The 16780-nt window shown below is 73.3% G+C and carries 11 protein-coding genes; 9 read left to right on the top strand and 2 right to left on the bottom strand.

Features of this window, described 5'->3' with window-relative positions:
• Positions 1 to 149: 149 nt before the first annotated feature.
• Positions 150 to 1397: a prolipoprotein diacylglyceryl transferase gene (lgt, locus tag Van01_RS30220; protein ID WP_204014846.1), complete on the top strand. Its 1248-nt coding sequence runs from the start codon at positions 150 to 152 to the stop codon at positions 1395 to 1397.
• Between the two features lie 14 nt (positions 1398 to 1411).
• On the top strand, positions 1412 to 2593 hold the full coding sequence (locus Van01_RS30215) for an FAD-dependent oxidoreductase (protein ID WP_204014844.1): 1182 nt from the start codon (positions 1412 to 1414) through the stop codon (positions 2591 to 2593).
• A gap of 111 nt (positions 2594 to 2704) precedes the next feature.
• Here the strand turns inward: Van01_RS30215 and Van01_RS30210 are convergent, their stop codons facing one another.
• The gene (locus Van01_RS30210; protein ID WP_204014841.1) at positions 2705 to 3547 is read right to left on the bottom strand and encodes a GNAT family N-acetyltransferase; all 843 of its coding nucleotides are present in this window, start codon (positions 3545 to 3547) and stop codon (positions 2705 to 2707) included.
• Between the two features lie 147 nt (positions 3548 to 3694).
• On the opposite strand from Van01_RS30210, the gene gltB reads away from it, so the two are divergent.
• From gltB to Van01_RS30175, 7 genes are all read left to right on the top strand, one after another.
• A complete protein-coding gene (gene gltB / locus Van01_RS30205; RefSeq protein ID WP_204014838.1) occupies positions 3695 to 8416 on the top strand; it encodes a glutamate synthase large subunit in 4722 nt (1573 codons plus the stop codon).
• Positions 8409 to 9911 carry a glutamate synthase subunit beta gene (locus Van01_RS30200; protein ID WP_204014835.1) on the top strand — a complete coding sequence of 501 codons (1503 nt, stop codon included), beginning with the start codon at positions 8409 to 8411 and terminating at the stop codon, positions 9909 to 9911. Before gltB ends, Van01_RS30200 begins: the two co-directional genes overlap by 8 nt.
• A 193-nt stretch (positions 9912 to 10104) precedes the next feature.
• Positions 10105 to 10905, top strand: coding sequence for an SGNH/GDSL hydrolase family protein (locus tag Van01_RS30195; RefSeq protein WP_204014832.1), 801 nt, complete (start codon positions 10105 to 10107; stop codon positions 10903 to 10905).
• Positions 10906 to 11067: 162 nt separating this feature from the next.
• On the top strand, positions 11068 to 13734 hold the full coding sequence (locus Van01_RS30190) for an FtsK/SpoIIIE domain-containing protein (protein WP_204014829.1): 2667 nt from the start codon (positions 11068 to 11070) through the stop codon (positions 13732 to 13734).
• A gap of 4 nt (positions 13735 to 13738) precedes the next feature.
• Positions 13739 to 14692: a hypothetical protein gene (locus Van01_RS30185; RefSeq protein ID WP_204014826.1), complete on the top strand. Its 954-nt coding sequence runs from the start codon at positions 13739 to 13741 to the stop codon at positions 14690 to 14692.
• Positions 14693 to 14921: 229 nt separating this feature from the next.
• Positions 14922 to 15185, top strand: coding sequence for a DUF6244 family protein (locus Van01_RS30180; RefSeq protein WP_204014823.1), 264 nt, complete (start codon positions 14922 to 14924; stop codon positions 15183 to 15185).
• A gap of 33 nt (positions 15186 to 15218) precedes the next feature.
• Positions 15219 to 15656, top strand: a complete 438-nt coding sequence (locus tag Van01_RS30175) for a hypothetical protein (protein WP_204014820.1) — start codon at positions 15219 to 15221, stop codon at positions 15654 to 15656.
• Positions 15657 to 15669: 13 nt separating this feature from the next.
• Here Van01_RS30175 and Van01_RS30170 read toward each other — a convergent pair whose 3' ends face one another.
• Positions 15670 to 16770: a J domain-containing protein gene (locus Van01_RS30170; RefSeq protein WP_204014817.1), complete on the bottom strand. Its 1101-nt coding sequence runs from the start codon at positions 16768 to 16770 to the stop codon at positions 15670 to 15672.
• Between the last annotated feature and the right edge of the window lie 10 nt (positions 16771 to 16780).

Genomic DNA, 16780 nt, shown 5'->3' with positions numbered 1-16780 from the left:
CCTTTCGGTCTCCGCTATGGGGCTTCTGTCCTGGTTCGCGGCGACCGGAGGTGCAAGATCGCGGGGGTTGGGGCGGGGGTGGGGTGGCTGGGGGGGGGCGGTGGACCGGGGTGACGGTGGAGGGGTCCGCAGCGGTAGCGTGTGCACCCGTGAGTCTCGCCTCGCCGACGTCCCTGGCCGCCATTCCCAGCCCGAGCAACGCCGTGTGGCAGCTCGGCCCGATCCCCATCCGGGCGTACGCGCTGTGCATCATCGCCGGCATCGCGGTGGCCTGCTGGGTCACCGAGCGGCGGCTGCGCCAGCGCGGCGCGGCTCCCGGCGCGGTGCTCGACATCGCCATGTGGGCGGTGCCGGCGGGCATCATCGGCGCCCGGATCTACCACGTGATCACCTCACCGCAGCAGTACTTCGGCACCGGCGGTGAGCCGATCAAGGTCTTCTTCATCCACGAGGGTGGGCTGGGCATCTGGGGTGCGGTCGCCGGTGGCGCGGTCGGCGCCTGGATCGCCGCCCGGCAACTGGGCATCCCGCTGACGGTGGTCGCCGACGCGCTGGCGCCCGGCCTGCCGCTGGCCCAGGCGATCGGCCGGCTGGGCAACTGGTTCAACAACGAGCTCTACGGCGCGCGGACCGACCTGCCCTGGGGGCTGGAGATCCACCGGATGGACGGCGGGCAGGCGCTGCGCGACGAGGCCGGCCAGCCGATCCTGGAGGAGGGGCTCTACCACCCGACCTTCGCGTACGAGTTGCTGTGGAACGTCGGCGTCGCCGCGATGGTGTACTTCCTCGACCGTAAGCTGCGGCTCGGCCGTGGCCGCGCGTTCGCCCTCTACGTGATGGGCTACACCGCCGGCCGGTTCTGGATCGAGATGATGCGTACCGACGAGGCCAACACGATCCTCGGGGTACGGGTGAACGTCTGGACCGCCGCGCTCGTGTTCCTCGGCGCGCTCATCTACTTCCTGCGGGTGCGCGGGCCACGGGAGTACCTGATCCCGGTCGGCCTGCCGGCCGTCGCCACCACCGGGCCGGCCACCTCCGACGTTTCGCAGGTGGACCTGTCGGCCAGGGGGGCCACCACCGAGCCGGCGGTGCCCGAGGGCTACCGGGTGGTCAGCGAGGAGCAGTTCGAGCACTGGCGTCGGACCGGCGAGGCTCCTCCCGAAGCGGCGACCCCGGTCGACAGGAGCTCCCAGCCCGGCACGGATCAGTCGGACGGCGAGTCGACGACCGCCGTCCAGCCACAGGGTGAGCCGTCCGAAGCGCTGGCCGGAAAGCCCGCCGGGTCGGCTGGTGTGCCCACCGACGGCGAGGAAGACGGGTCGGCGTCGGATTCACCGGCCGGCGGCACGGCGGCGGAGTCCGCCGGCGCGCGTCCGGTCGACCGCGACAGCTGAGGCCGGGGACGGTCATGCGGACCGCTGTGGTGGTCGGCGGCGGGCTCGGTGGCCTGGCGGTCTCCGGTGCGCTCGCCCGCTCCGGCTGGCAGGTCACCCTCCTGGAGCGGGCCGACCGGATCCGCCCGGAGCCGGCCGCCGTGGTGCTCTGGCCCAACGGGGTCCGGGCGCTGCGTGCGCTGGGGCTCGGCGCCGGTCTGGACGCCATCGCCACCGCGCTGCCCGACGGGGGTGTCCGCCGGCCTGACGGGCACTGGCTGGTGCAGCCCCGGCCGACGCCGGCGGAACGCCTCCCGGTGGTGGTGCACCGGGAGGACCTGCATGACGCGCTGATCGCGGGTCTGGGCGAGCGGGTCGAGTTGCGTACCGGGGTGACGGTGCGGACGGTGCGCGCCGCCGCTGGTGAACGGCCGGCCGTCGGCGACGGCCGACACACGTACGAGGCGGACCTGGTCGTCGCCGCCGACGGCACGGACAGCGTGATCCGTCGCCAGCTCGCCCCCGGCTCGGGGGTGGTCAGTTCCGGCTGCGCCGCCTGGCGGGCGGTGATCCCCTGGTACCGCGCGCCGAGTCTGCCCGATTCGGTCGGCGGTGAGATCCTCGGTGCCGGTTACCGTTTCGTGGCCGCCTCGCTGGGTGAGCGCGGTTCCTCGGGTGCCTCCAGCCGTGGCGGCATCTACTGGATGGCCACCGCGGCCGGTGCCGCCCGTCCCGAGCCGCCGGAGACCCAGCTGGCGCTGCTGCGTCGCTGGTACGCCGGCTGGCCCGGGCCTGTCGACGACCTGCTGGCCGCCACCGACCCGGCCGATCTGGTGCAGCGGGAGATCCGGGAGCTGCGTCCGTTGCCCCGGTCGTTCGGCTTCCCGGCCGGGCCGGATGGGGTGGTGCTGCTCGGCGACGCCGCGCACGCCATGCCCCCGCACCTGGGCCAGGGCGCCTGCCTGGCCTTCGAGGACGCCGCGACGCTCGCCGTCCTGCTGCGCGAGTCGACCCTGCCCGACGCGGTGATGGCGTACGACCGGGCGCGGCGACCCCGCGCGGCGGCCGTGGTCCGGCAGACCCGCCGGATGTCCGCCGTGCTGCGCACCCGGGGTCGCCTGGCGCTGCGTGCCCGCGACGCCGCCCTGGGCACCATCACCCCCCGCCTGCTCGGCACCGCCGCCACCATCGCCGCCCAGTGGCGCCCCCCAACCTGACCCCACCCCCGCTCTCTTTCGCGTTGATCAGGAGGTTCTGGTCGCCGGAAGCGCGGATAACGACCAGAACTTCTTGATCAACCGGGCCGGTGCGCGGTGCGCCGGGTGGGGTCAGGGGTGCAGGGGGGCGGGGGAGGCTATGCAGGCGGTGCCGATGCGGCGGAAGCCGACCCGCAGGTAGACCCGGGCGATCTCCTCGCTGCCGGCGGAGAGGAAGACCAGGTCGGCGCCGGTGGCCAGCAGGGCGCGGGCCAGGGTGGCGGTGACCGCAGCGCCGAGCCCTCGCCGACGGGCGGTGGGCAGGGTGGCCACCCCGGCGATCTCGGCGACGTCGCCTACCCGCATGGCCATCCCGCTGGCCAGTGGGCCCTCGGTGGTGGTGCCGGCCAGCGCGGACAGGCGGCTGCCGTCGGCGACCCGGGACCGTTCCTCCTCGACCGCCGCCGCGTCCAGGCCGATGACTGCGGCATCGCGGTCGGCAGGTCCGGCGTCGCCCCGTGCGGTACCCGGGGCGGCGAACCCCACAGCCGCCACCGCCCGCCGGGCGGCCACCGCCGAGTCGAAGTCCTCATCCGTCGGGTCGAGCAACCGCACCGGCCCCGCCAGCTCCGCCGGATCGGGCAGCGCGGCCGGGTCGAGCACCATCAGCGGCGCTTCGAGGACGGAGAGACCGGCCGAGCGGGCCACCGCCAGCAGCGCGGGCCTGGTGTCGTGCACCCATTCGAGCGCCTCGGGCAGGCCGAGTTCGCGCTGGCGTGCCCGCACCGCCGACACGTCGGCGAGGGTCGGCGATCCGGCGACGTCGCGCCGTGGGCGGGCGTAGAACGGCCATCCCGGGCCTTCCCGGACGAAGAGCACCAGAGCTCCGTGATCTTCCACACGGGCCGCATCCCGGGGCACCGCGTCGTAGAACCGTTCCAACCGGTCGAGGAGGTCGGTACGCTCGGAATCCACGCGGCGAGATTACAGGTCCCAGAGTCTGGACGGTGTGATCAATCTGCACTGGCCTTGCGGGCTGGGCCCTAACGTAGACTCAATAGTCCGATACAGGGCCGACGTCGTCCCGACCATGTTCATGCCTGAGCGACGACAGGAGGCCCGGTGGCCCTTGCGTACCCACACCGCCCCCAGCCGGCGCCGCGAGAAGGCCAGGTAGCGTCCCCTGCCGGCCTCCACGACCCCGCGTACGAACATGACGCGTGCGGCGTGGCCTTCGTGGCGGACCTGCACGGCCGACGCTCGCACACCGTGGTCGCCAACGGCCTCGGTGCGCTGTGCCGGCTGGACCACCGGGGTGCCCGGGGCGCGGAACCGAACACCGGTGACGGCGCCGGCATCATGATCCAGGTGCCGGACGCGTTCCTCCGCGCGGTTGTCGAGTTCCCACTGCCCCCGGCCGGCGAGTACGCCACCGGTCTGGTCTTCCTGCCCGACGACGACACCGCCGAGGCCCGCGCCCGGCAGGTGGTCGAGAAGTACGCCCTGGTCGAAGGGGCCGAGGTGCTCGCCTGGCGGGACGTCCCGGTGGACCCGAGCGACCTCGGCGAGACGGCCCTGGCGGCGATGCCCCGGGTCCGACAGGTCTTCCTCGCCGCGAAGCGGCTCACCGACACTCCCGCCGGTCCGGCCGGCGCGTCGCTCAGCGGTATCGAGCTGGAGCGGGTCGCCTTCTGCGTACGTAAGCAGGCCGAACGCGAGTCGGCCGAGCGGGGGGTGCCGGCCTACTTCCCGTCGCTGTCCGGCCGGACCCTCGTCTACAAGGGGATGCTCACCCCGGAGCAGCTTCCGGCGTTCTACCCGGACCTCACCGACGAGCGGATGGACAGCGCCATCGCGCTCGTGCACTCCCGGTTCTCCACGAACACCTTCCCGTCCTGGCCGTTGGCGCACCCGTACCGCCTCATCGCCCACAACGGCGAGATCAACACCATCCGGGGCAACCGGAACTGGATGCAGGCCCGCGAGGCGTTGCTGCGTACGCCCGACCTGCCCGGCAACATCCGGCGGGTCTTCCCGGTCTGCACCCCGGCCGCCTCCGACTCGGCCAACTTCGACGAGGTCCTGGAGCTGCTGCACCTGGCCGGGCGCAGCCTGCCGCACGCCGTGCTGATGATGATCCCCGAGGCGTGGGAGAACGACCCCGACATGCGCGCCGACAAGCGCGCCTTCTACCGGTTCCACGCCAGCCTGATGGAGCCGTGGGACGGCCCGGCCTCGGTCGCCTTCACCGACGGTGAGATCGTCGGCGCGGTGCTCGACCGCAACGGCCTGCGTCCGGGGCGCTGGTGGCAGACCGCTGACGGTCTGGTGGTGCTGGGCAGCGAGGCCGGCGTCCTCGACCTCGACCCGGCCGCCGTGGTGGCCAAGGGCCGGCTCCAGCCGGGCAAGATGTTCCTGGTCGACACCGTCGCCGGGCGCATCGTGCACGACGACGAGATCAAGACCGAGCTGGCCGCCGCCCAGCCCTACGCCGACTGGCTGCACGCCGGGCTGATCGAGCTGGACGACCTGCCGGCCCGTGACCATGTCGTGTACACCCACGACTCGGTACGCCGCCGCCAGCAGACCTTCGGCTACACCGAGGAGGAGCTGAAGATCCTGCTCGCGCCGATGGCGCGTACCGGTGTGGAGCCGATCGGCTCGATGGGCACCGACACGCCCATCGCCCCGCTGTCCACCCGGCCACGGCTGCTCTACGACTACTTCCATCAGCTGTTCGCCCAGGTCACCAACCCTCCGCTGGACGCCATCCGGGAGGAGCTGGTGACCAGCCTGGCCACCACCATCGGCCCGGAGGGCAATCTGCTCGATCCCGGTCCGGCGAGCTGCCGGCAGATCGTGCTGCCCTATCCGGTGATCGACAATGACGAGCTGGCGAAGATCCTCTGTATCGACGAGGACGGTGACCTGCCCGGGTTCAAGGCGGTACGGGTCTCCGGGCTCTACCGCATCCGCGACGGCGGCGCCGGGATCAAGGCCCGGCTCACCGAGATCTGCCGGCACGTCTCCGAGGCCATCGAGGACGGCGTACGGATCCTGGTGCTCTCCGACCGGGACTCCAACGCCGACCTGGCCCCGATCCCGTCGCTGCTGCTCACCGCGGCGGTGCACCAGCACCTGGTGCGGGAGCAGACCCGCACCCAGGTCGCGCTGATCGTCGAGTCGGGCGACTGCCGCGAGGTGCACCACGCGGCAGTGCTGATCGGCTACGGCGCCGCCGCGGTCAACCCGTACCTCGCCTTCGAGTCGGTCGAGGACATGATCTCCACGGGGGCGCTCGGTGGGGTCGAGCCGACGACGGCGATCCGCAACTACGTCAAGGCGCTCGGCAAGGGCGTCCTGAAGATCATGTCCAAGATGGGCATCTCGACCGTGTCGTCGTACTGCGGTGCGCAGGTCTTCGAGGCGGTCGGGCTGGACACCCGGCTGGTCGAGCGGTATTTCCGGGGCACCCCGAGCACCATCAGCGGCGTCGGGCTGGACGGCATCCACACCGAGGTGGCCGCCCGACACGCGCTGGCCTGGCCGGCACCCGGCGCCGAGTCGGTCGAGCTGCTGCCGGTGGGCGGCGAGTACCAGTGGCGTCGAGAGGGTGAGCTGCACCTGTTCAACCCGGAGACGGTCTTCCTGCTCCAGCACGCCACCCGCACCCGGCAGTACGACGTCTTCCGCGAGTACACCGCGAAGGTCGACGAGCTGGCCGCGCGGGCGGGTTCGCTGCGCGGGCTGTTCCGGCTGCGCGGCGGGGTGCTGCCGCCGGTGCCGATCGAGGAGGTCGAGCCGGCCAGCGAGATCGTCAAGCGGTTCGCCACCGGCGCCATGTCGTACGGGTCGATCTCGGCTGAGTCGCACGAGACTCTCGCCATCGCGATGAACCGGCTGGGCGGCAAGTCCAACACCGGCGAGGGCGGGGAGGACGTCGAGCGGCTGCACGACCCGGCCCGGCGCTCCGCCGTGAAGCAGATCGCCAGCGGCCGGTTCGGGGTCACCAGCGAATATCTGGTCAACGCCGACGACCTCCAGATCAAGATGGCGCAGGGAGCCAAGCCCGGCGAGGGCGGGCAGTTGCCCGGCAACAAGGTCTGGCCGTGGATCGCCCGTACCCGGCACGCCACGCCCGGTGTCGGCCTGATCTCGCCGCCGCCGCACCACGACATCTACTCCATCGAGGACCTCGCGCAGCTGGTGCACGACCTCAAGTGCGTCAACCCGGCCGCCCGGGTGCACGTGAAGCTGGTGAGCGAGGTCGGTGTCGGCACTGTCGCCGCCGGGGTGGCCAAGCTCAAGGCCGACGTCATCCTGATCTCCGGCCATGACGGCGGCACCGGCGCGTCCCCGCTGAACTCGCTCAAGCACGCCGGCACCCCGTGGGAGCTGGGGCTGGCCGAGGCACAGCAGACGCTGCTGCTCAACAAGCTGCGGGACCGGGTGACCGTGCAGGTCGACGGGCAGCTCAAGACCGGTCGGGACGTGATCGTCGCGGCGCTGCTCGGCGCCGAGGAGTTCGGCTTCGCCACCGCGCCACTGATCGTCTCCGGCTGCATCATGATGCGGGTCTGTCACCTGGACACCTGCCCGGTGGGTATCGCCACCCAGAACCCGGTGCTGCGTGAGCGTTACACAGGCAAGCCGGAGTTCGTGGAGAACTTCTTCCTGTTCCTGGCCGAGGAGATCCGCGGCTACCTGGCCGAGCTGGGCCTGCGCAGCATCGACGAGGCGATCGGGCGTACCGAGCTGCTCGACGTCGCACCGGCGGTCGAGCACTGGAAGGCCGGCGGGCTCGACCTCGGTCGGGTGCTGCACCTGCCGGAGCTGCCCGAGGGTGCGGCCCGTCGGGGCGTACGCGCCCAGGACCACGGCCTCGAACTGGCGCTGGACAACGACCTCATCGCTCTCGCCGCGCCGGCCCTGGGCCCTGTCGGGCGCGACGGGTCGGTTCCGCTGGTGCGCGCCGAGGTGGCGATCCGCAATGAGCACCGCAGCGTCGGCGCGATGCTCGGCGGTGCGGTCACCCGCCGCCACGGTGGCACCGGCCTGCCCGCCGACACCATCGAGTTCACCCTGCGCGGCACCGCCGGTCAGTCCTTCGGCGCGTTCCTGCCGCGCGGGGTGACCCTGCGCCTGCACGGCGACGCCAACGACTACGTTGGCAAGGGACTCTCCGGTGGCCGGTTGGTCGTCCGGCCGGACGCGGCGGCGCCGTTCGTGGCCGCCGACGCCGATGCGGGCGACCGCGCCGAGGACCAGATCATCGCCGGCAACACCATCCTGTACGGCGCCACCGCCGGTGAGGTCTTCCTGCGGGGCCGGGTCGGCGAGCGGTTCGCGGTCCGCAACTCGGGCGCGGTGACTGTCGTCGAGGGGGTCGGCGACCACGGCTGCGAGTACATGACCGGCGGCACAGTGGTGGTGCTCGGCCCGACCGGCCGCAACTTCGCCGCCGGCATGTCCGGCGGTACGGCGTTCGTCTGGAACCTCGACCGACGCCGGGTCAACACCGAACTTGTCGACCTGTCCGCCCCGAGTGAGGCGGAACGGACCCGCCTGCACGAGCTGGTGCAGCGGCACTTCGCCGAGACCGACTCGGCGATCGCCGAGCAGCTGCTCAAGCGTTGGCCGGAGGCGGTGGAGGAGTTCACCGCAGTGGTGCCCCGGGACTACCGCCGGGTCATGGAGATCATGCGGGCCGCCGAAGCCGCCGGCCAGGACGTCGACGACGCGGTGATGAGCGCCCTGGCGGCACCGGCCCAGCCGGCCGCCGGCTCGTCCGCACCGGTAGCACCCGCCCCGCGGGCGGTCGCCCAGGAGGTGGCTCGTGCCTGACCCGAACGGTTTCCTGCGCTACGGCCGGCGGTTGCCGGCCCGCCGGCCCGTGCCGGTGCGCATCAGCGACTGGCGGGAGGTCTACCCGCCGGCCGGTGAGGGACTGATCCGCGAGCAGGCCACCCGCTGCATGGACTGCGGCATCCCGTTCTGCCACGACGGTTGCCCGCTGGGCAACCGCATCCCGGACTGGAACGACCTGGTCCGTACCGGCAACTGGGACGCGGCGGTGGAGTCGCTGCACGCCACTAACAACTTCCCCGAGTTCACCGGCCGACTCTGCCCGGCGCCGTGCGAGGCGGCGTGTGTGCTCGGCATCGCCGGCGGTGAGCCGGTGACCATCAAGCAGGTCGAGGTAAAGATCGCCGACGCGGCCGGGGCCCGGGGACTGACCCCCCGCCCGGCACCCGCGTCCTCCGGCCGGTCGGTCGCCGTGGTCGGCTCGGGCCCGGCCGGGCTCGCCGCCGCGCAGCAACTGGCCCGCGCGGGTCACGCGGTGACGGTGTACGAGCGCGACGACGCGATCGGTGGCCTGCTGCGGTACGGCATCCCCGACTTCAAGCTGGAGAAGCGCCACATCGACGCCCGGCTGGCGCAGCTGCGCGCCGAGGGGGTCGTCTTCCGGGCCGGAGTGAACGTCGGGGTCGACATCACCGCCGAGCAGCTGCGCGCCCAGCACGACGCGGTGCTGCTGGCCTGCGGCGCGTTGCAGGGCCGCGACACCGACACCCCGGGCCGGCAGCTGCGCGGCGTACACCAGGCGATGGCGCATCTGGTGGCCGCCAACCGGGTGGTCGCGGCGGCCGGCGAGGACCGGCCCGCGCTGGCTACCCTCCCGGACGGTACGCCCATCGACGCGGCCGGCAAGCACGTGGTCATCATCGGCGGCGGTGACACCGCGGCGGACTGCCTGGGCGTGGCGCACCGGCAGGGCGCGGCCGGGGTGCACCAGCTCGACCTTTACCCGCAGCCGCCGCGCGGCCGGGACGAGGGCCGCGACCCGTGGCCGACGTGGCCGTGGATCCTGCGGGAGTACCCGGCCCACGAGGAGGGCGGTGAGCGGGTCTTCGCGGTGGCGGTGCAGGAGTTCGTCGACGACGGCACCGGTGCGGTACGGGCGGTGCGGATCGCCGAGGTGAGCGTGGAGAAGCACGACGGCCGGCGGATCGTCACTGTGGTGCCGGGCACCGAGCGGGAACTGCCGGCCGACCTGGTGCTGCTGGCGATCGGTTTCGAGGGCACCGAGGAGCAGCCGTTGCTGGCGCAGCTCGGGGTGGCCCGGAACCCGCGGGGCGCTGTCGACTCCCGGGCGGACTGGCAGACCGAGGCCGACGGCGTCTTCGTCGCCGGTGACATGCACCGGGGCGCGTCGCTCATCGTCTGGGCGATCGCCGAGGGCCGGGCCGCTGCCGCGGCCATCCACACGTACCTGGACGGCGTCGGCGCCCTGCCGGCCCCGGTCCACCCGGCCAGCCGACCCCTGGCGGCGCGCTGACCGCCAGTTGCTGACGAGGTCTGCACGAGGCCGCGTCCACGCGGGACGACCGCGCGGACGCGGCCTCGCCGGGTCCGGTGCCTTAACGGCTATTCACTTTATCCAACTGTTTCGATAGCATTACCGACCAGTAACAACCCTTGGCCTCGCGCGCGGCTCTCGGGCTCCACCACCACCCCCGTGGAGGTCCGTCATGCCACACCGTCCGTTGGCCCGCGCCCTGACCGCGCTGGTCGCCTTCCTCACCGCCGCTGTCGGCGCGCTCGCCGTCCCCGGCCTCGCCCAGGCCGCCGCCCCGATCCACTACGTCGCACTCGGCGACTCGTACTCCTCCGGCGTCGGTGCCGGGCCGTACGACCTGTCCACCTGCCTGCGCAGTCAGAAGTCGTACGCCCCGCTGTGGGCCGCCGCCAACGACGTGGCCAGCTTCCGGTTCCCCGCCTGCGGCGGCGCGGTCACCGCCGACGTGCTCAACAACCAGTTGGGCTCGCTCTCCGCCACCACCACGATGGTCACCATCACCATCGGCGGCAACGACGCCGGGTTCGCCGACGTGATGACCGACTGCCGGTTCGGCAGCACCTCCACCTGCACCAACGCGGTGAACGCGGCGAAGGCGTTCGCCACCGGCACGCTGCCGGCCCGGCTGGACCGCACCTACGCCGCCATCCGGGAGCGGGCGCCAAACGCCCGACTGATCGTGCTCGGCTACCCACGGCTGTTCGAGACCCGCTACTGCGGACTGCTGGCCATGAGCACCTACAAGCGCACCATCCTCAACGAGGCCGCCGACGTCCTCGCCAGCGTGACCGCCGACCGGGCCGCCGCGGCCGGCGCCACCTTCGCCGACACCCGACCCACCTTCGCCGGCCACGGCGTCTGCGGCGCCCAGCCGTGGATCCGGGACGTCACAGGGGTCATCGAGGCGTACCACCCGAACGCCGACGGCTACCGCTACGGCTACCTGCCGGCGCTCAACGCGGTCACCGGCTGACCGTGCGGTGCGGCCGACGGTCCGGTTCGGACCGTCGGCCGCCGTGCGAGGCGACCGGGTGACCCGGCGGACCGACACGTCCGGTTCGGACACGTGCCGGTGTCGCCGCCGTCCGTTAGGGTTTCTGCGACCAGGCGGCGCTCGGCGGTGAAGGGCAGGGGTGTGGGCAGGCTCGCGTCGACGTACGAGCAGGCGGTCGCCGCCCACCGGGCCGCACGCGCCCACCTCGAATCCGCCCGCACCGCGCTGAACGCCACGACACCGTCAGCCCCGGTGGTCGACACCGACCTGCTGGGCCGGCTGGCCCGGGTCGGCACCGCGCTGGCCACCCCGACCCCGGGCACCCCACTGGCCCGCCAGCCCGTTCCGGTACGCGTCGGCGAGGCCGTCACCGCGGGCGGCGGCTTCCCGGTCCTGCTGCCCCTGGGCGCCGGGCACCATCTGGCTATCGACGGCGACGCCCGCCACCCGGCGGTCGCCGGGCTGCTGCGGGCCCTGGTGCTGCGGCTGCTGGCCACCGCCGCGCCCGGCGGCGTCCGGGTCGCCGCGCTGGACACCGCGGCCCTCGGCGCGACATTCGGTCCGCTGCGACCACTTCTCGACGCCGGAGTCGTCGACCCGCCGGCCACCACCGAAGCCGAGGTCACCACCCTGCTCGACGCCGCCGAACGGCACGCCCGCGCCGCCCGGCAGGCCGACCGACCGGACCAGGACCTGCTGGTGCTCGTCGCCGCGTCGATCCCCTCTCCCCGCGAGGCCGCCCGACTGGGCGCGCTCACCCACGCCGGTTCCGCCGCCGCCGTCTGTGTGCTGCTCGCCGGCTGGCCGCCGACCGGGCCGGGGGAGTCCGCCCCACCGCTGGGCGCCACCACCCTGCTGCGGCTGACCGACGGGTACGCCCGGGTCGGCGACCCACCCGGCGCGCCGTTCAGCGCCGACGGCAGCGGCCTGGCCGCGCCGGTGATCCTGGACGGCGACCCACCACCGGCCTCCGTCGCCGCGCTCGCCACCCACCTCGGCGAGGCGGCCCGGCGCGGCGAGGCGGTCGGCTTCGCCGACCTGTTGCCCGGGCAGCGCTGGACCGTCTCCGCCCGCGCGGGCCTGCGCACGGTGGTGGGCCGCGCCGGACGTGACCCGGTCACCATGGCCTTCGACGACGCCACCCCGCACTGGCTGGTCGGTGGGCGTACCGGCGCCGGCAAGACGGTCTTCCTGCTCGACGTGCTGTACGGCCTGGCCGCCCGCTACTCTCCGGCCGAGTTGCAGCTCTACCTCCTCGACTTCAAGGAGGGGGTCAGCTTCACCGAGTTCGTGCCCACCGAACGCGACCCGTCGTGGCTGCCGCACGCCCGCGCCGTCGGCATCGAGAGTGACCGGGAGTACGGCGTGGCCGTGCTGCGCGAACTGCGCCGCGAACTGCACCGGCGGGCCACCGCGCTGAAGCGGCACGGCGTCACCAAGCTCGCCGACCTGCCCGCCGACACCGCAGTACCCAGGATCGTCGCCGTGATCGACGAGTTCCACGTGCTGCTTGCCGGCAACGACCCGCTCGCCCGCGAGTCGGTGGACCTGCTGGAGGAGTTGGCCCGCAAGGGCCGCTCGTACGGCGTACACCTGGTGCTGGCCAGCCAGAGCACCACGGGGATCGAGGCGCTCTACGGCCGCGCCGAGGCGGTCTTCGGGCAGTTCGCCCTGCGGGTGGCGCTACCCGGCGGCGGGGGAGTGCTCGACCACCTCAACGACGCCGCGGCGACGCTGCCGGTCGGCTCCGCCGTGGTGAACACCGCCGCCGGTGCACCGGGCGCGAACTCCGTGATCCGCTTCCCCGACGCGCATGCCGCCACCGACGAGTTGACCCGGCTGCGCCACGAGCTGTGGCAGGCCCGCCCGGCGGGTGCCCGCCCGCCGTCGGTGTTCCGGGGTTACGAGAGCGCCCACGTCGAGGAGGACGCCACCTTCACCGGGTTGCGCCCCGGCGGCCGGCGTCCCCTGGCCCTGGTCGGCCGGACTGTCGACGTGGACGGCACCACAGCCCTGTTCATCATGGACACCGCGCCGGGTCGACACCTGGCCGTGGTCGGCACCTCGTCCGCCGGGGCCGAGGTGCTACGGGCGGCCACCCTGAGCCTGGCCCGCCAGCACCACCCGGGCGAGGCCACCTTCCTGTTCGCCGCGCTGGTGGCCGCCGCCGACCCGGCGGCCGACGACACCGCCGCGACACTCGCCGCCGCCGGGCACCGGGTGGAACGTCTCGACGCCGCCGCCCTGCGGGACCGGATCCGAACCCTCGCCGCAACCCTGGCCGGGGGGTACCGGCCCGTAGACGCACCGCCGCCACCTGGCGGGGACAGCGCCCCGAGCACGCCGTCTGCCGTGCCGGCCGGCCCGAACAGCGCGCCTACGGGTCCGGGCGGTGTGCCGACGGGCCCGGACGTCGCGTCGGCGGGGCGGGCCTACCTGGTGGTGTTCGGGATGGACGCCGCCGCCGGCCTGCTCGGCGAAAGCGACCCCACCACGTTCCGCTCCGGCCACGACGACCTGCGGGTGCTGCTGCGGCAGGGGCCCGGCCACGGGGTGCACCTGCTCGGCTGGTGGCGCGGCCTGCGTCGGCTCGCCGACGACCTCGGCGGCACACAGAACCGCGACGACGTCGCCTGCCTTGTCGCACTGAACGTGCCCGGCGCGGATCTCGGCCTGCACCTCGGCGTGCACGACCTCGCGTACACCCCCCGCGCGGATCGGGCGCTGCTCGTCGACCGGCACGACCAGCGGGTCCGGTTGATCGTGCCGTTCGCCCGCGACGGTCACCCTTCCGACGGGCAGGAGTGAGGGCGTGTCCACCTTCGACGAGTACGCGGCGCTGGCCCGCCACCTCGCCGTACAGCAGCGCGCCGGGGAGCAGGGCGCCGCAGCCGAAGCCGAACGGCAGCGGGATCTCGGCGCCGCAGTCGAGTACCTCGACCGGCGGTTGACCGCCCAGGGGCAGCGCCTCGACCACCTCGGCCGCACCATCGGCGTCGCACCGGGCGGCCCGGCACCGACTGCGGCCGGGCCCGGCGGGCCCCTCCCCGGCGGGCCGCCGCCCGGTGCACCACCTGGCGCACCACCGGTATCCGGCCCACCGGCCCCGCCTGGGCCGCCGCCGACCGGGGCACCGGTGTCCGGGCCGCCTGGTCGGCCACTGAGTCCGCCGGGGTACCCGGGCACCGCCCCCGGACCGGGGACGGGGTCGGACGGCGGCGCAGCCGCCGCGCCGGGGCGGCCGGGCGTCGGGGCGTACTCCCCGGTCGGGGTGGGACAGCCGGGCCCGGCGCTGCCGGTGGCGGTGAGCGCGACGGCGGCAGGGGTGCCCGGCCCGCGTGTGGGCGAGGTCGACCCGGCGACGGAGCTGGAACTGGCCCGGCGCTGGGCCGACGAGGCCGACCGGCACGGACAGCAGGCGGAGCTGCTGGCCCAGCAACCGGCGCTGCTGCCGACCTGGTCTCCGGTGGCCCGGGCGGTCGCCGTCTACCTCGGTTTCGCGGGCGTCGCCGTGGTGCTCATGCTGGTGATGGCGCTCGCCTCAGGTGTCGGCGTGGTCGGCTTCGGCACCCTGGTCGCCTGGATGTGCGCCGGCCTGCCCGCGGTGGCGCTGATCGGAGGCTGGCTGGTGCTCGGCCGCTGGGGTCGGCCCGCTGTCGGCGCCGCCACCCCGCCGCGCTATCCGGTCCTGGGGTTCCTGCTCTGCTTCCTAGCGGTGCCCCTCGCCTACTGCGGTTACCTGCTGCTCTTCCGCGCCATGCGTTGACCTCCGCGTGCCGGTCCACCGCATCGGCGTCGGCAGGGGCGGGCTGGGGGTCGAGGCGAAGGCGGGTGGGTGCGGTTGTCGTCGCCAGGGCAGCAACAGACGTACCCACCCTCGGCGGTGCCGGGCGCGCTGGTGGTCGCGGTGCCTGTATGGATCTCGTACCCTCCTGTGTGGTCGCTGCTCGGGTGGAGGCGGCGACGCCTGTGTGGTGCGATCGTGGGGAGGGCGTGTGAGCGCAGCGGAGATGATCGCCAGGCTGGCGGCGGCGGCACAGAAACTGGACGAGGCGAAGGCGAAGACAGCGGCGGCGGCACAGGACGCGGCCGAGGCACGCCAACTCGTCGCCGGTGCCCTGCAGGGCGTCGCCGCCGGGCCACTGATCAACATGATCGACTCGTACCGGCAGGCGCTCGCCCAGGCGGCGCAGGGGCACGAGCCCGCCCGGCAGCACGTCCAGGAGACGATCGCCAAGGTACGCGCGCTGGGTAACTGACCGGGACCATCAGGATCCGATCGAGGCGGTGGGATGAGCAGCGACGAGACGCGTGACGGCGGGACGCTCGACGGTTTCCGGATCGGGCAGGTGCCGGCCGGTGTCGGCGACGAGGTGTCGGACTTCGCCTCCGAGTGGGACGACGTACGTTTCGCCAGCCGGGTGTGGGAGCGACAGACGCCCGACGGCCATCGGGTGGATCTGCGGGTCCACGTGCTGCGCGGGGAGCGGCTTGTCGACCTGACCGCGCTACGGGACTTCCTCCGCGAGTATCACGAGCGCGACCCCGCCGAGTGGCACCTGAGCGAGTTCCCGCACGATGACAGCGCCGGTCTGCACGACGACGTCCAGGCGTTCTGGCTCGTGGAGCCCGGTGTCGCGGTGAGCGTGCTGACGCTCCCGGAGTTCAGCGAGTCGCTCCTGCCGACCGCCCGGTCCATCCAGGCCGGTGACAGCGACGCGGGGGAGTGACGAGGCGGGCTGCTCAGCGCAGCCACCGTACGCGTTTCTCGACGTTCCGGATCACCCTGCGCCACGCGATGCCCGCGGGCGCCGAATTCATGGCGTCGAGCCGACGCCGTGCGCCCCATCCGGCGAGTGGTCGGTCGGCGACCCGCATCAGATCGTCGAGCGTGTCGATCGCCGATCCGACGCGCAACACTTCCAACGCCTCGGTGATCCCGAACGCCTCCGCGATGTCCACCACGAGATCGCGGTTGGTGATGAAGAGCCGGGGAACCCAGTCGGTCACCGGGCGTCTGATGCTGTAGAGAATCAGCCCGAAGTCGTACGACTGATCGTCGTCGACGCTGATGCCGGCCTTGAGGATCGAGTTCATGAACTCGTCCCAACCGGGAACGGCGGCCAGCTCGTGGGAGCTGGTCTCGGTCAGGTACCGGTGCAGTGTCTCCTTGGCGCGGAACAGGAGCAGCTCGCCGTCGGCCCCGGGAAAGAAGACCACAGACCCTTCGCCTTCGGATCGTGCCAAGAGCGTGTAACCCTCGGCGCCGTCCGACGACGCGATGGAGATCGGGTGAATGGTCGGCGGTTCCGGTAGATGCGCCGGCTCGTACCGGGGATGGGTCCACAGGGCGTGGGGATGCTGATGCTCGCGTGCTTCCCGCTCGCGGATCCGTGCCAGCCGCTCGGCCTCTACCCGCTCGCGGGTCACGCGTTCGCGGGCTTCCTGCTCACGGGCCTCGCGGGCCGCGTGTTCCCGGGCCCGCCGCTCGTGTGCCGCACGGTCCCGGGCTTCCTGCTCGCGTGCCTCGCGCTGCTGGGCGGCCCAGTCCTGGGCCCGCTGCCCACCGCCGGCCTGCTGGCCTTTCGCGCGTTCTCGTTCCTCGGCCCGGCGGGCCTGACGTTCCCGCGTCTCGCGTTCCCGGACGTCGGTGAGCAGTTTGTACGCCCGGTTGATCTGCTGCATCTGACGTGTCGCTTCGGCGCGCACATTCTCCGGACTCGAATGATGCTTGTCCGGGTGCCAGACCTGCACGAGGATCAGGTATCGCCCTCGAATCTGCGCCAGCGACGCCTCCCGGCTGACGCCGAGGAGCACGTACGGATCCTGCTCGTTCGGGGACATTTGTTCGCCG

This window comes from Micromonospora andamanensis (genome assembly GCF_016863495.1).
GTDB lineage: Bacteria > Actinomycetota > Actinomycetes > Mycobacteriales > Micromonosporaceae > Micromonospora > Micromonospora andamanensis.
Note: the sequence above shows the minus strand (reverse complement) of the source record. Positions and strands in the feature narration are given on the sequence as shown.

What these genes read in the sequence shown, in the direction of transcription:
- Van01_RS30215 (WP_204014844.1), top strand. Translation starts at nt 1,412, where the DNA reads ATGCGGACCGCTGTGGTGGTCGGCGGCGGGCTCGGTGGCCTGGCGGTC.
- Van01_RS30195 (WP_204014832.1), top strand. Translation starts at nt 10,105, where the DNA reads ATGCCACACCGTCCGTTGGCCCGCGCCCTGACCGCGCTGGTCGCCTTC.
- Van01_RS30175 (WP_204014820.1), top strand. Translation starts at nt 15,219, where the DNA reads ATGAGCAGCGACGAGACGCGTGACGGCGGGACGCTCGACGGTTTCCGG.
- Van01_RS30170 (WP_204014817.1), bottom strand. Translation starts at nt 16,770, where the DNA reads ATGTCCCCGAACGAGCAGGATCCGTACGTGCTCCTCGGCGTCAGCCGG.